The 13929-nt window shown below is 60.6% G+C and carries 11 protein-coding genes; 1 reads left to right on the top strand and 10 read right to left on the bottom strand.

Annotated features, from left to right (window positions below):
* Positions 1 to 251 precede the first annotated feature (251 nt).
* The 3 genes from SINAC_RS35620 to SINAC_RS35605 form a co-directional block, all read right to left on the bottom strand.
* A complete protein-coding gene (locus SINAC_RS35620; RefSeq protein ID WP_015250385.1) occupies positions 252 to 1049 on the bottom strand; it encodes a glucosamine-6-phosphate deaminase in 798 nt (265 codons plus the stop codon).
* A 67-nt stretch (positions 1050 to 1116) separates the two neighbouring features.
* Positions 1117 to 2055 (bottom strand): PIG-L deacetylase family protein, encoded by a 939-nt coding sequence (locus SINAC_RS35615; RefSeq protein ID WP_015250384.1) that lies wholly within the window; start codon positions 2053 to 2055, stop codon positions 1117 to 1119.
* A gap of 508 nt (positions 2056 to 2563) precedes the next feature.
* Positions 2564 to 3097 carry a Crp/Fnr family transcriptional regulator gene (locus SINAC_RS35605; RefSeq protein ID WP_015250382.1) on the bottom strand — a complete coding sequence of 178 codons (534 nt, stop codon included), beginning with the start codon at positions 3095 to 3097 and terminating at the stop codon, positions 2564 to 2566.
* 313 nt (positions 3098 to 3410) lie between these two features.
* Here SINAC_RS35605 and SINAC_RS40400 point away from each other — a divergent pair, with 313 nt between their 5' ends.
* Positions 3411 to 4508, top strand: a complete 1098-nt coding sequence (locus tag SINAC_RS40400) for a hypothetical protein (protein WP_154673766.1) — start codon at positions 3411 to 3413, stop codon at positions 4506 to 4508.
* On the opposite strand, the gene SINAC_RS35590 is transcribed toward SINAC_RS40400, so the two are convergent.
* From SINAC_RS35590 to SINAC_RS35565, 7 genes are all read right to left on the bottom strand, one after another.
* A complete protein-coding gene (locus SINAC_RS35590; RefSeq protein ID WP_015250379.1) occupies positions 4416 to 5894 on the bottom strand; it encodes a sulfatase family protein in 1479 nt (492 codons plus the stop codon). The genes SINAC_RS40400 and SINAC_RS35590 overlap by 93 nt on opposite strands.
* A gap of 205 nt (positions 5895 to 6099) precedes the next feature.
* Complete coding sequence (locus SINAC_RS35585) at positions 6100 to 7872, bottom strand: ArnT family glycosyltransferase (protein WP_015250378.1); 1773 nt, start codon at positions 7870 to 7872, stop codon at positions 6100 to 6102.
* Between the two features lie 268 nt (positions 7873 to 8140).
* Positions 8141 to 8479, bottom strand: a complete 339-nt coding sequence (locus tag SINAC_RS40395; RefSeq protein WP_015250377.1) for a hypothetical protein — start codon at positions 8477 to 8479, stop codon at positions 8141 to 8143.
* A 178-nt stretch (positions 8480 to 8657) separates the two neighbouring features.
* Positions 8658 to 9167 (bottom strand): MauE/DoxX family redox-associated membrane protein, encoded by a 510-nt coding sequence (locus SINAC_RS35580; protein WP_020466624.1) that lies wholly within the window; start codon positions 9165 to 9167, stop codon positions 8658 to 8660.
* 54 nt (positions 9168 to 9221) lie between these two features.
* Complete coding sequence (locus SINAC_RS35575) at positions 9222 to 10307, bottom strand: rhodanese-like domain-containing protein (protein WP_261339227.1); 1086 nt, start codon at positions 10305 to 10307, stop codon at positions 9222 to 9224.
* A gap of 251 nt (positions 10308 to 10558) precedes the next feature.
* Positions 10559 to 11845 (bottom strand): hypothetical protein, encoded by a 1287-nt coding sequence (locus SINAC_RS35570; RefSeq protein ID WP_157579480.1) that lies wholly within the window; start codon positions 11843 to 11845, stop codon positions 10559 to 10561.
* A 443-nt stretch (positions 11846 to 12288) separates the two neighbouring features.
* Complete coding sequence (locus tag SINAC_RS35565) at positions 12289 to 13884, bottom strand: lipopolysaccharide biosynthesis protein (protein WP_020466622.1); 1596 nt, start codon at positions 13882 to 13884, stop codon at positions 12289 to 12291.
* Positions 13885 to 13929 lie beyond the last annotated feature (45 nt).

The raw sequence follows: 13929 nt of genomic DNA, 5'->3' as shown, positions 1-13929 counted from the left end.
CCCGTCTGGGCTCTGAATTCACCTGGAGAATTGGACGTAATGGCGAAGTGAATTCAGGATCACGCCATCGGCATGTGCGGGTGGGGTTTGTGCCGTTCGAGAGGCGGTGTGCCCGTGGCGAGATCGCGTTCGGACAGATCTTGAAGGCTCGGTTCTCTTCGGTCAGCGGGCCAACCTCGCCGAGCTTGAGCGCGGTCTGGAGCCCGTGCTGAAGCTCGACGAGGTCGAAGGCGAGTCGTATCGGCCTCTTCTTACAAGGCTTGTGCGGCAGCCTCGTCGAGGATCCAGGTGACTGTGCCCGGGGCGGCTTGCAGGAGCGAGCCGGGAACTTGCGCTGTGATGGGACCGCGGAGCGATTGGGCGACCGATTCGGCCTTATTGGGGCCGAAGGCGACGACCAGGATCGAGCGGGCGGCCAGGATCGGGGCCACGCCGACGGTGAGGGCGCGGGGGATCACGCGGGACTCGCCGCCGAAATCCTTGGCGGCGTCGGCCCGGGTAGTCGGGTGGAGGTCGACCAGGCGGGTGGGCAGTCGCATGGCCGCTTCGGCGGAAAGGTCGGTCGGCTCGTTGAAGCCGATGTGGCCGTTCCGGCCGAGCCCGAGGAGCTGGAAGTCGAGACCGCCGTCGGCGGCGATCCAGCGGTCGTACTGCGCCGCGTGCTCGGCGGCCGCCGACTCCGGGACGGTTCCGTCGAGTACATGGGCCCGGTTGGCCGGGAGGTCGACCGCGCCGAACAGGTGCCGGTGCATGTAGGACCGGTAACTGTTGGGGTCGAGTGGGCTAATGGGGTAGTACTCGTCGAGATTGTAGGTCGCGACGTTGGCGAAGGAGAGGGTCCCTTCGCGGTGGAGTTTGACGAGATGGGCGTAGATTGGCTCGGGGGTTGAGCCGGTGGCCAGGCCGAGGATCGCCTGCCCGCGAGTGGCCACGGCCGAACGGAGGGCGTGAGCCACTCGTTCGGCAGCGGCGTCGCAGGCGGAGACGCGATCAGGGAAGACGAGGACGGAGGCGTTGGCCAACTCGAGAACACGGGCGGGAGCAGACATCGACGCGGGAACTCCAGAGGGGCAGCGGCCAAGCCTCACGCAGGTCGGCTCACAAAGGTCAAAGTCATCAGACGGTGGTGGCGATCGCGTGCAGTGAGGCGGGGGCGACATGGCCGCTCAGGATGCCCAGGGCAATCTGGAGCGGATCGGTTGCGCTGGCGTCGAGCTCGGGGTCGTACTTCTCGATCTGGAAGAGCTCGACTCCGATGAAGCGGTCGTCCGTCCGGGCGGCGCGGCCGGTCAGGCTGTGCCCCTCGGCCCACTCGCGGGTCAGGGCGGCGTAGGCCCGGCCCAGGTGTGAGCAGTACTTGGTGTAGTCGGTCAGCAGGACCTGAGACGCATGGCAGTGGATCGCCCATTCCTTGGTGCGCTCGGCCTCGCCGTCATAGCTGAAATAGGCATTGGGCTGGGGCAGGGGGCCCCAGGGAGTCCAGCCTGTCAGGACCAATGTGTCCTTCAGCTGGGCGCCGACCAGGCCGATCGACGCCAGGGCCCGGGTCATCCGGTGCGCCACGTGGGCGTCGGTTGCCGGGGGGAGGATGATCGCGCCGGGCCTGCGCTGGATGAACCACTCGACGATCTTGTCGATGTCGCCTGCCGAGGGCTGGTAGCCGGGGCTCCGGTACGCTTCGAGATCCCAGCAGACCGCCTCGGCACCCAGCACGCTACACTCGAGCCGGAACTCCGACTCGCGGACGGTGACCTTCTTCTGGTCGTTGAGCCAGGGAGCGGCCACGTTTCGCTCGCCGGCGAAGACCAACACCTCGATCACGGGCAGGCCGCGGCGCACTGCATATTCATGCAGCAGGCAGGCCGCGCTGATCGCGCCGTCGTCGGCATGGGGACAGAGCATCACCAGGGGGCGGTCGCGGCCGACGGCTTGCCGGAGCGACTCGCGGACGTCGCTCAGGTGGCCGTGAGTGCCTCGCCCCTTCGCGGCGCTGAGCAATCGTGCGAAATCGGGCTGCCAGTGTGTGCCGCCCGGGGACAACAGAGTATTTGCCATGACCTGAGAAATGCTCCGACGGAACTGTCCCTTCGCTCCGTCTCAGATCGTCATCGAGAACCCGGCCCAAGCCGTAAAGAAAGGCGATCTCGATCGGATCGGAAGTCTAAGCACGTGCTGCCCGGTCGCCTGGAGGGACCCGGCTGGGCGTGCACGCGCGAGGAAGAACCATGATGAACTCCCTTGAACCTATTGTGAGGGGCAAGCCCCATACCGTCAACTCCAAGGCATGCTCGATCTCGAATCTTTGCCCGATCCCCTGGATGAGGGCGGGTTTGGATCTCGACCGAGAGCACACGCAGGGAGGACGGCCGGATTCGATCGATTTTCCGTTCCCGGATTCGGGGAGGCTTTAGCCTGCCGGCCCTTGCCCTTGGGGGGCAGGCTTAAGCCGATCGTGACTTCAGCAAAAAGAACCGAAGCTGACGAATAGGGTCGACTTGGTCCGGGCCCCAGAGACGACAAACCTGAGTGAGGTTCCTTTCACTTGGGTTCTTAACCCTGGTCGTTAGATCTTTGGTTCCTCGAACAACCGGGCTCGGAACCCGGACCACTCGGTGGTCTTCGGTTGGTCGTCCGCGTGCTGGGCGAGGAAGTCGGAGACGCGTTTGTCGAGCAAGTCGAAGCGTTCGGCCAGGACCCGAACGACGGCGAGGGCGAGGGCTTCGGCTGTACGCGGGTCATCTCGGCGAAGCTTCTCGTGGGCGGGGTGGCCCATGGTGAGGATGCAGACATCGGTCGAGGCGCGAACGGCGATGGTCGGGGGAGTGGGGCGGAAAAACGAAGTTGTGCCGAACACGGCGGGGGCGGTGAGTTGGGCCAGGGTCTCCTTGCGGCCCCCCGGTAGCGATCGTTCGATCACCACGCTTCCCTCGATCAGGAATGAGAGATGATCGTTGGGCTCTCCCTGCTCAAGCAGGATCGCGCCGGCGGTTGCATGGCTCTCCTCGAGCATTGCCAGCAACGCTTGCCTCGCGTCGAGATCGACGTCGACCAGCAAAGGCGCGGCCAGGAACTGTTCGGCGACGTCGGCCTTGACCATCGGCGAGCCTCCTTTTTTTTTCTGGTTCAGATCGGTGACTGATTGCGACGAGAGCGACCCCTCGCCCTATTTACGTCGTCCGACCTCGTTTCGTCTCGTCTTCCTTCAGAATCTTATACACCCGAACTGGGTGTTTGAAGCGATTGTAGCGAAGATTGGGATTCTCGGCTTCTCGGGCTTCGTCGTTTCCGGATTTCGCCGGATGTTCGGTTCGTGCCTGCCCGATCTATGCCCATATGCAAGGGGATCGGTCATGTTGCCGGTCGCACTCCTCGTGGAACGGGGACTGACGCCGAAGGCGGAGGGAGTCGCCATGAGACGGACACGAGCCATCGCAATCTTCGGGCTCGTCTTGGGGATTTCCGGCTGCGCCGGGACCCATCAACACCAACATTTTCCAGCCAACGGCCCAATTCCACCACGGCCGACCGGGTTGGTCCGGCCCGGTTGCGCCTGCCAGGCGTCGGTCGCGGCACCATCACCGAACCTGATCCCGACCGTCGCGGCGCGGCCGATGGCACCGCAACTCGCGACCGCCTCGCGCACGCTGCCGACTCCGCCACCCCCTTCGACCTCCACGCCACCGCCGCCGCCATCGTCGCGACCGGTTGCCGTCCCTGCTCCAGGGGGTGTCGTGCGTTATTTCCCCTTGTTCGAGGGGGACGTTGCACGGAGTGTGTGGGACACTGTCTCGCCCGACCTCCTTGGCGTTCGCACGTCGATGGCTCCTGCTCCCACGGCAGAGGAGGATTCGCCCGGCACGCTGAGTCCGGATCCCGGCACGCTTTCCCTCTCCTCCCCCGAACTGAGCGGTTTGCCTCAGGGGAATTCGCCTGAACCGGTGCTTTTGGGGCAGCCCGTCACATCGTCTGATTCAGGTTCAAGCGAACCGAGAGAGGATGTGGTGCCCGTTTCTGCGGTTGTCACCACGTTGCCGACCGCCTTGACCGGTCAGTTGCCCCCCCGGGGTGAGCTTGACGTCCCGCTGGCCGGCCCTGATCTGGCGGTGGGGGACGCGACGGCCCAGCCCCCCAAGACGCTGGCCCTGGAGCATGCCGAAGACCTGGTGCTCGCCGGCCGCCCGCGCTGGCAGCCGCAAGCACAGGTTCCCCTCGTTCGAGACCAGAAGCAGGACGGGCCGTCGACCTGGGTCTCCGAACTCGCCTTCCGCCGTCACGAGAAGCCGGCCGTCCGCGACGCGCATCTGGTCCCGATGGCACGAAGCGAAGTCCAGCCGGCCCCCCCCAAGCGGACGACGGTGGTCTCCCGCTTCTTCCGGAGGGTCCGGGTGGCCGGCCAAGCCTTCATCGACCCCGACTCAGTCCGGCGAGAAGCGGGCAATCTCCCGCAAGTGGGGCAGGGCGTCGAGCGAGCCTCGACCCACCGCCTCGGCGAATCGTCGGAGCGTTAACTCGAGGTGGTCGGCGATCTCGGGGTAACGGTCGATGACATTGTTTTGATCCCAGCGATCCTCCGGCTTCCGGTACAGTTCCGGCGGCCTCGGGGGATCGTCGGGATCGGTCTCGATCGGGACGATCATGTGCCAGATATGGGTCCGGATGGCGAACTCCTCCACATCCATCCCCATACAGGCGTAGTCGCGAACCTTGGTCTGCTCCCCCCGGATCAACGGCAGTAAGTCGTGGCCGTGGACTTGCTCGCTCGGCGGCAAGCCGAGTGCTCCGAGGATCGTCGGCAGCAGGTCCACCGTCTGCACCAGCGCTTTGTGCCGGCCCCCTCCGAACTTGCCGCCAGGCATCCGGATGATCAACGGGGTGTGGATCAACTCTTCGTAGAGCCAGGGACGGAACCGGCGCACGAGCCCGTGCTCACCGAGCGGTTCTCCCTGGTCGCTGGTGAAGATGATCAGGGTGTCGTCCATCCGGCCCTGGCGTCTCAGGGCGTCGAATAACTCGCCGAGCCAGCGATCGACCAGGGTCACGGTCCCGGCATAGGTCCGGCGAAGCCGGAGCAGCTCGGCCTCATCGAGCACGTCGCCGACCGCGCCGGCCGGCACGTCGATCAGGGCGCGAACCTCTTCCAGGTCAAGTTCTTCGTCGCTGTCGTCCTCGACGAGGTCCCCTTCCTCGCCGGCCTCGAACTCGTCGGGCTCGGCGGCCGCGTACTGGTCGCGGTAGGGCTCGGGCGTATCCCAGGGCCCGTGCGGGCTGAATAAGTCAAGCCAGAGCAGGAACGGGTCCGGCTTTGTCCCTTGCGTCTCGAGCCAGTCGATGGCCGAGCGGACGGTGCGGGCGACCCCTGTATTTTCTTCACGGTCGGTCTGAAGCACGGCCCGGTTCCGGAGGAACTGCTCCCAGCGCCCTTTCCAGAGGTCGTAATCGGGATCATCCTTGGGCGGGAGCCGTAACCCCGGCTCATCGCTGATCCGGATCTTGCCCGCGCGCGGGTCGCCGGGCGGGACCAATGGGTCATACCCTTGCCCACGGATCCAGCGAACCTCGTCAAACCCGCGCCCATACCCTTGCCCGACGTCGCGGAGCAGGGGGACGTCGGAAATGAGCGCGGTCCGCACCCCTTGGTTCCAGAGGAGGTCGGGGAGGATCGCCTCGTCGGGCTGAAGCGGCGTCCAGCCTTGCTCGGGGTCGGGAAACCCGTAGCGGCCGGTCCACCAGGAGCGGCGGGTGGGCAGCGTCGTCAAGTTTTCGGGGAAGTGGTGGTCGAAGACGACCCCTTCGGCCGCTAAACGGTCGAGGTGGGGCGTTTCGATCCAGCCGTTGCCGTACGCGCCGAGGAAGCCCAGATGCAAGCTGTTGCAGACAACCACAATGACATTCATCGCCCGATTGTAACGCCCGTTGCTCCGGACGTCAGCAGCAGGGTCGGGACATCCGCGTTTCGCCGATGGAGAACCGATGAGGAATCAGTCCTCGTGAGATTTGCAAGAGGCTGGCGTGTGAGACGATCCGGGCGTCCAGAAATCGCTGAGTTCGCCAGATCAGTCTGTGCGAAAGATGTCGTTTTGTTGTGGGTGGAAAAGCGATTTACTGCGGCGGAGGATTATCAGGCACCGTATCGGTTCCGTCGGTCTCAGGCGGGATGTAATAGATGTAGATCGAATATCCCGCCGTGGCAACCGGCTTGAATCGGAGGAAATGCCGGAAAGCACCTTGGGGATAGCCATCATGAGGGAGCCCACGGAGGAGATTGACGCTCACTGCGTACCAGCCGGGCTTCGGCAAGCAGCCACCGTTTCGATCGCAGGCAGGCGGGGGTGGGAAGTCGAGGCCAACGAGCGAGGGGTCGAAGCCGCCGTAATAGGCGATCCATAACGGCCTCGCCTCTGTATGTGACCGCACCCAGCGATGAAGATCGGAAAGATCCTGGCCCCAGTCGACACTGCTAACAAGCATATGGGCATTGCCGCCGAATGCTCCTCCCGCCAACTCGTTGAAGTAGGATAAGCTGTGGGGGAAGACCCACAAGCTGCTGAGGATCGACCAAGCGAGGGCGGCGACAGCCATCCTGCGGGCGAACCGTGGCCCAGTCTGGAATTTCGTAGCCACTTGGCTCATCCAGACAAAGGCGAATGGGAAGACGGGCAACACATACCGAAAGTGAATGCTGAATCTCGTTTGCGAGCTGACCAGGGCGAAGAGAATGAGGGGGGGAGCGAGTAAGACCAATCCGCTGGCCATGTCGGGCCCCCACGTCCCCCTGCGAGGAGATGGCAGGCCCGCCAGCATGGCAATCAACCAGATTCCCAGCGGCACCTTAACTCCGAGGCCGTAGAGGTAATAGTACCACCAACCCCGATCGCGTATCTCACCCCGCAAATACGAGGGGTCCTGATAGTTCTCGAAGTCCCGCTTCTGAAGGTCGAGCCCGATGACATAATCCTTTGGGAGGGGAACGCGGACCGCCCCAAGCCATGACCCCGCGAACCGATTCCCCACCTCGTGATGGGAGGGGTTGACCTTGGGAGTTGTGATCCCATTGAGCGTCGCGCTGACGAAGCGATACTTTGCCAATTGCTGGAACGTGCCCGTGAAGCCGTAGCCGAGATTGAGGACGTAAAGGCCAAGCGCTAGGATCGACACCAACTGAATCACAGGTCGGCGCCCCCGCGATACGACCCAGATCATGGGCCAGAGTCCGAAAAGGAACAGCCAGCTCGTCTTTGAGAGTTCCGTGAGTCCCAGGAGCAATCCCGCAATGAACACGCGGGGCCAATTCGGAGAGCGGAGCCATCGCCAGTAGCCATAGGCCGCAGCCACGCCCAGAGATGAAGCTGCGGCATCGGGTGTAATCAAAGCCCCGTGAGCTAACACCTCTGGAAACGTGCACCATATCAGTAAGGCTGAGAATCCGGATGGAACCCCGTAAAGGTCGCGTGCCCATCGAAAACAGGTGTACCCACCAATCAAGCTGAATGGGATGCATGCCCATCGGGCCAGGGTGATTAAGTCAAGGGTATGCACACCGTTGACAGCCACGAAGTCGCGTCCGACAGGATATTCCGGACGGGTTCCAGGACCTGTCTCGTAACTGCCCCAATTTAACCGGCAACCGACGAGAGAAACCGGGACGGCCGCAACCATCCGGACCAAGGGTGGGTTGACGCAATAGAGTTCGTAGCGGCCGAGCTTCCAGTGACTTAATCCCGAGGCGAGATGAGCCGCCTCAAGGCATGTGGGGCTGAGATGCCAGGCTTCGAACGCAAGCATGCAGGCGTGCAGTGATAGGGCCGCGGCAACGAGCCAACCGGTCCTGCGGCCATTGTTCGCGTTCGCAGGGTTGGCGGCCGCTGTGGACATGGTGTGAGGGCTTGATTATTTTGTCGAAAAATCTGCAAGTGAAATTATTTTATTTTTGCTGATATGAGAACGAAGGAAGGGAGGCTGCCAGTCAGAGTGGTCGGGGCGTCCTTGCGATCGCAAGGGTTTCCATGTGCAATGCGGGCAGAACGCGAGGCTTTGTGCATGCCGTGCGTGTCCCTCCGAATTCCAGAGAGCGGGCAGATGAATTCTCGATTCAACCGCCCGCAGCGGCTAGATGATATGGGGGCAAATCACATTGGGGTGACTAGCTGCAAGTGCAAATTTTGTGATCGATGCAGTCGCTGCCCGAATCCCGGCAATTTGTATCCTTGCCGTTTTTCTGAGTCACCTTGCAATTGCCGGTGTTATTCTCTGCATCCGCCTGGCATTCCGTGTAGGTTGTTGAAGGGGGACAATTGCCTGGAGTTGTCGTATCAACGCACGAATGTCCGGCGGGGCCGGCCGTACTGGTGCATGGGACGGCAGAGCAGGTTCCCCCGATCAGGCGGTCGATGGTGACATCCGCCGGCATGACGCTGGACCAGGCGGTGCCCATCGCAAGAATAAGTGTTGCGTGCATGGCCGTGAAGATGCGGAACTTCATGCTTTTGTCTCCTGAAATCGTTTGAGGGTTGTGAAATCGTTACGTCGACTATCTAAACCGGCTCGACTTGCAACTGTGCAGTTTGATGATTCCCTGCACCCGGAGGATCCGAGGCCTCTAATCCGGACCCTGACCGGCAATCCATATCGATTTGGATCAGTCGCATCGTTGGGCCAGGCTAAGACCCCAGGGCTGCTGCTGGGTGGTCGAGAACCAGGACTTCTCTGCTGCCGGAAGTGTCATGATCCCTTCGGTTTCTGAGAGAGATCCTCGCGGCGTATGCCGCGCCTGAGGCTAAGGTCATTGCCGATGTCAGAACCACGTCTCGAATCCCGAGAGTGTCTCCACTTGCAAGAACCTGACAACCGCAGCCGATCTGCAGGTCGCGATGGACAGCCGACGTTTTCACCGCCGTGAAGACCGCCATTAAAACAGTGGTCAGCAAGAGTCCGCCTTCGGGAAAGATTCCGGCGATGAGGCAAACTCCCAGGACGAATTCGATCCATGGTAACCACAAGGCGATTTGATATCCGAGTGAGGGACCAACTAATTCGTAACTGTAGACGTCGGCGAGAAAATCGTAAGGTTGCTGGAACTTCGCCAGTCCACTCGCGACGAAGAGCATGCCGAAAGCCACCCGGGCCAGTCCCGAGAAGGACTGTCGCCAGTCTTGCATGATCGAGAACATGGGTTGCATCCTCTGATCTCCCACTTGTCATCGAATAAGTTGGCTGGAATCGGCTCATCGACCTCCGCCGGTTTTCGCGTGCTTAGAGACTTTCCACTCGGCCCACCCGCCTCGATAGAGAACCAGGTTCGAGTAGCCTACCGTCATCAATCGTTGGGCAATCACTTCACTGTAGGGACACCCGGGCGATTGGCAGTAGATGACGACTCGATGGTCCTTAGGGATACCCTCCATCGACTTGGCGATCACCGCCTCGGTGGTACTCGGGCTGAGATTGAGGGCACCGGGCAGGTGGCCTGATGAGAAATCGGTCTCCCAGCGTGCATCAATGATGCTTGTGCTGGACCGCCCTATCTCGCGGGCGACTTCGTCGATTGTAACTTTAGCAAGAAATTTTGATTTGTATTCATTCTGGATTCCAGCCACGGCTTCGGATTCGCTTAAAAAGCCTTCTTTGTTCAGATTTCGGTATGTCTCTCCGGCGACCAATGCAATCGCCAGGATAATCATGGCCTGACCTGCAGAGAGCAAGAGCGAATTGGCACGAGAATCACTTTTGTTCAGCCAGCCGCCTTTAAGGCGGCAGAGGGCAAGGACCGAGGCCATGACGAGGATCGCGAAAAGCGAGAATTGCTGGATGGCCGCCAGTAACATGGGCCCTCGGTCTATCGACTCGTTGGAGATGAGCAGGCCCGTTCCATCCCAGCGGGCCAAGAGACGGGAAAGGGACTCCATTTTCATGTCTTTGCCATCGTATATTTTGGCACGATTGCCTTCAGCTCCCATAAACAACACCCAATGATTGTACTTGGTGGCGCTGAGTTGCGGCTTGACGTGGAGTATCACCGGGCAAGTCGCTTGACGAAGCATGGCATTGGTCATGCGGCCCATCGGCTCGGCATTTACCCCATTGTCTCGTGCAGCTCGGATTAAGTCCTCCATCGAGCTACCAAGATGGCTGCTAACGTATTCAGGCTTGAGAAGATTGGCAAACGAAATGGGTCTTCCGAACGATCGCATCGCGGTGTGAAGACTGTAGAGGCCGCAATAAGGCGCGAACCCTTTCTCGGTCTCTGAGACGCTCGGGGCGTTTGCGAGAGGGGAACTTGACTTCTCCAAAGTCGATCCGCCCGCGTCCATCGGAGGACCGACTAGGATGGCGATTGTGAATACAACGGGCCAGCAAAGCTTTCGAAAGCCCGGTTCGCATTGAGCATAGATCGGAGCAAACCTCATTGTTGCAGGTCCATCCGTTGGCCAAGTGGCGAATTTCACAGGCAAAAGAGTGGGGTGGAGGATCGATGGATGCGCGTGACTGATCTGGTGGTCTTCGAGAGGCCACCGTCAAGCAGATCTCAAACAAAGATCCTCAACAGGTTGTAATAGCGACCTCAGGCTTGATGAAGATGCCGTCTTTTGGCATTCGTACGGGTGAGCCAGACAACTAGGCCCAGGAACAGCACGATGTTCACGACGATCAGCCATGATTTTTGGTTTGATTTGTTAAAGATTCCCTTTGCGTCGACCTCGAAATCGGCGTGCGCAGGCACGACATTCCCGTCGCGCCATTCGTACTTCAGGCCGGATTTCGCATGGTCCCAGTCGGAGACCGGTGTCCCGTTGGGTAAATCCATCTGGAACACGCTGAGGACTTTGAAGTCAGGCTGGATCGTCACTTCCTTGCGACGGCTCGAGTAGGTTTCGTTTGCCTCCGTGCCGTCGCTGTACCGCGTCTTGTAAGTCAGTTTTCCAGATAATGCAATGTAGGCGTCACCGATTTTTGATAACTCGAATTCATCCGCGATGGTTGACAGGCCAATCTTCGTCGCCCCCTGATCCGGGGTTGTCGGCGGCGCAAGTGGTGTGTCGCCAGCCCCAAGGTTACCGCTCACCTTTTCGAACTTGAATTTCTTGATGGCAAATCCTTCGTTTGGCGACATCCAGACTGTCGCGGTGCCGCGTCGACCGCTCGTCATGACGACCTCGCATCGTGTATTCCCAATGACTTCCGGTTCAAGTCGCTGGAAATTGCCTTGTTCGAGCATGAGGCTTACCAGTCGCTTGCCGCCGGTGCCGCCGACGTAACCGTCGAGGAATCCACCATAGTGGGGCACGGCGACAACGCTCCAGAAATAGGGCGAACGTTTCTGGGAGATCATGGCCCACATCTTGGGGGCCGTCCCATCGGCGGTGGTCAGCGGGACCAACGATTGAACAAACCGATCCTTGTCCACGATGGATTGGAAGTCGTGCGATCGATTCGGATCATCAAGATACTCTAGGCGTCCCTTGCTATCGACGCGGTCACCGTCGCGATAGAGCCGGGTCTCCGTATGCTGCCGAACCTGGCGATCGGGTTGCTTGAGTACGATGTCCGTTTCCATCTTGAAAGAGGCCCTCTCGGTGGCCTCCTGGTTCTTCAGGCAGCGCAGGAGCATGTCTCGGGCCCCCGGAGTCTCGTCGGCCCGGGCCCGTTGGCTGTCCAATGAGGCGAGCGCAGTGGTTGCTAGCCCCACCGCGATGAGCCACAGCCAACTTGCTGGACCATCCCATCGAGATTTCGAACCGCACATAAACTGACTCCCTTGGAGTTGTCGCGGGCCGCCGGTTGGATGCTCAGAATGTGGGGCTCTTACGCGAGCACAAATGGCTGTTCGATCAGCAAATCGGAAATCCACGAGTGATTGAAAGCTTTCGGGGGAATGCCAAATCTTACGCAGGAAACGCTATTGTAACGTTGGATGCAGCCTGTATATATCCTGGTCGTCGTATTAGCAAGTGAAATTTGAAACTAAGGCGGAAAACTCAAGAGAGTGGGAATGAAGCCGGTTGAAGTTGGGCGCATTCCCAGAGAAATGCGGCTATTCAGTCTCGGTCGCTGGGACTGCGCTAGCCGTCGGGGATCTCGAGAGTAAAAGCAATCGACAACGGCTCGATAAAAGCCGTTGTCATTGGCTCTACTGTTCCAGATGGCCGTAAGTTGATGGAGGAAAGAGGTTTGCCTTGAAGGGATTAGCCGTGGCTCTGCCTCACTTGGCCCTCGCGCTAGGGGCCGAGTACGGACTCCCGCCACCCTGACGTAGGTAATTCGAGGTAAACCGCTGGAGGTCGAGACGGGGATTTATCGTCGTCGGATTCTGGCGACAAGCTTGGAGAGATCGCCGTGACCCGTTGCTATAAGTGAATAAAAGATAATGTAAGCAGATAGGGATAATGCAAGGTGCAGGGCCAGGGGCAATGTGTGGGACCAGAGAGTGGGGGCGTGGTCGGCGATCGGCATGAGGAGTCGAGAGGCGAAGGCTGATGTGATCAGGGCCGCGGCTCCGATGAGTGGGGCGCCGAGTGTCCGTCGCAAATAAGTCCAGGGATCGATCTGCAGCCCACGCAGGACGCACAGGCCAGGCACCAGTAAGTTCGCCGGCAGCGCCGTGAGGACCGTGCCCCAGATGACTCCCGCTACCCCCAGCCTCGCTGTCAAATAGCAACTGAGTGGCAGGTTGACGAGAGACCCGAAGAGAGCCGCCATGGCGATGACCTTAATCTTGTTCAGACCGATCGCCATTTGGACAGGGACGGCCAGGACCAGCGGTATCGCGGCGATCAGGTAGAGCCTCATCAGCGGTGCCACCTCGGCTGCGTCGTAGCCCAGGCTTCGACCAAACCAGAGCGACAGAAAAGGCCTTGCGTAGATCCAGGCCAGGAGCCCAATCGGAAGCAGGACACCGATATGCATTCGGGTGCCGTCATATTTGATGCGTTCCAATCCGCGTTCGTCATGCGATGCCGCCAGGCTGGCAACGGCCGGCATCACCAGAGAAGCAAGCATCCAGCCGGATTGGCGAAGCAGTGCGAATGGCTTGCTGACAACGTCGTACACGGCGATGTGCGGCCCGGGCCCGGTGAGGATAAAGCCAAGAATCGTGGTGTCAACTTTGTCGGCGAGGACCGCGCTGATCTGGAGCAAGGTCACATAGAAGCTGAATTGTCCCAATATCTTATAGTCATCCCACCGGGCGCCTCTCAGATGGAGTCGATACCCCAACTCGAAAACCATAACCTTGAGGGCTGGCCCAATCCTCAAGACGATGATCACTGCCGTCTGGGCGACGATCACCCAGAAGAAGTCAAGGCCGACCTTTACGCCCAGAACCAAGACCATGAATCGGAGGACCGTGATCGCTAACTCATAACGTGGCAGGAAGTCGTAAAGTCGGGCAGCCTGGAGCACGCTTGAGACGACCATCGAGATTCCAAAAATCGGGGCCGTCACCGCTTGCAACCACAACAGCCGGACGACGAGCCGGTAAGACTCGCCTTCGAATTCCGTATGCGGCAGGGCCAGATGGGCGACACTCAACAGGGCCATTGCCTGTACGATCGCCATGGCCACGTAAAAGTTCGTGCCGCATGCGATCGCCCTGTTGACCTGTGCGCGATCGCCACGGATCCAGGCGGTCGAGATCTGCCTCTGCAGCGCCGAGCCTGAGGCGAATTCGAGAAGGAACTGGATGAAACTGAAGCCGTAGGCGAAACGATAGGCCCCCGACTGCTCTGGACCGATGGCCTCGATGATCAGGCGGAGGGACCATATCGAGAACACGGCCTGGAGGGGGATCTGGAGCGCCAGCCAGAACGAACCGTTCAGGAGACGGCCCAGAACCGGTGGAGGAGGGCGGGTGACGGAGCGGTCATTCGTCGAAGTGGAAGGAGTAGTCATTCTTGAGCGTTTGGTCTCCAAGGGAGGCGGAGGGGGCCACACTGT

This window comes from Singulisphaera acidiphila DSM 18658 (assembly GCF_000242455.2).
Taxonomy (GTDB): Bacteria; Planctomycetota; Planctomycetia; order Isosphaerales; family Isosphaeraceae; genus Singulisphaera; species Singulisphaera acidiphila.
The sequence above is the reverse complement of the archived record's forward strand: the minus strand, read 5'-3'. Positions and strand labels throughout refer to the sequence as shown.

Coding starts and splice junctions, on each gene's coding strand:
- SINAC_RS35620 (WP_015250385.1), bottom strand. CDS start 1,049: ATGTCTGCTCCCGCCCGTGTTCTCGAGTTGGCCAACGCCTCCGTCCTC.
- SINAC_RS35615 (WP_015250384.1), bottom strand. CDS start 2,055: ATGGCAAATACTCTGTTGTCCCCGGGCGGCACACACTGGCAGCCCGAT.
- SINAC_RS35605 (WP_015250382.1), bottom strand. CDS start 3,097: ATGGTCAAGGCCGACGTCGCCGAACAGTTCCTGGCCGCGCCTTTGCTG.
- SINAC_RS40400 (WP_154673766.1), top strand. CDS start 3,411: ATGAGACGGACACGAGCCATCGCAATCTTCGGGCTCGTCTTGGGGATT.
- SINAC_RS35590 (WP_015250379.1), bottom strand. CDS start 5,894: ATGAATGTCATTGTGGTTGTCTGCAACAGCTTGCATCTGGGCTTCCTC.
- SINAC_RS35585 (WP_015250378.1), bottom strand. CDS start 7,872: ATGTCCACAGCGGCCGCCAACCCTGCGAACGCGAACAATGGCCGCAGG.
- SINAC_RS40395 (WP_015250377.1), bottom strand. CDS start 8,479: ATGAAGTTCCGCATCTTCACGGCCATGCACGCAACACTTATTCTTGCG.
- SINAC_RS35580 (WP_020466624.1), bottom strand. CDS start 9,167: ATGTTCTCGATCATGCAAGACTGGCGACAGTCCTTCTCGGGACTGGCC.
- SINAC_RS35575 (WP_261339227.1), bottom strand. CDS start 10,307: ATGGACGCGGGCGGATCGACTTTGGAGAAGTCAAGTTCCCCTCTCGCA.
- SINAC_RS35565 (WP_020466622.1), bottom strand. CDS start 13,884: ATGACTACTCCTTCCACTTCGACGAATGACCGCTCCGTCACCCGCCCT.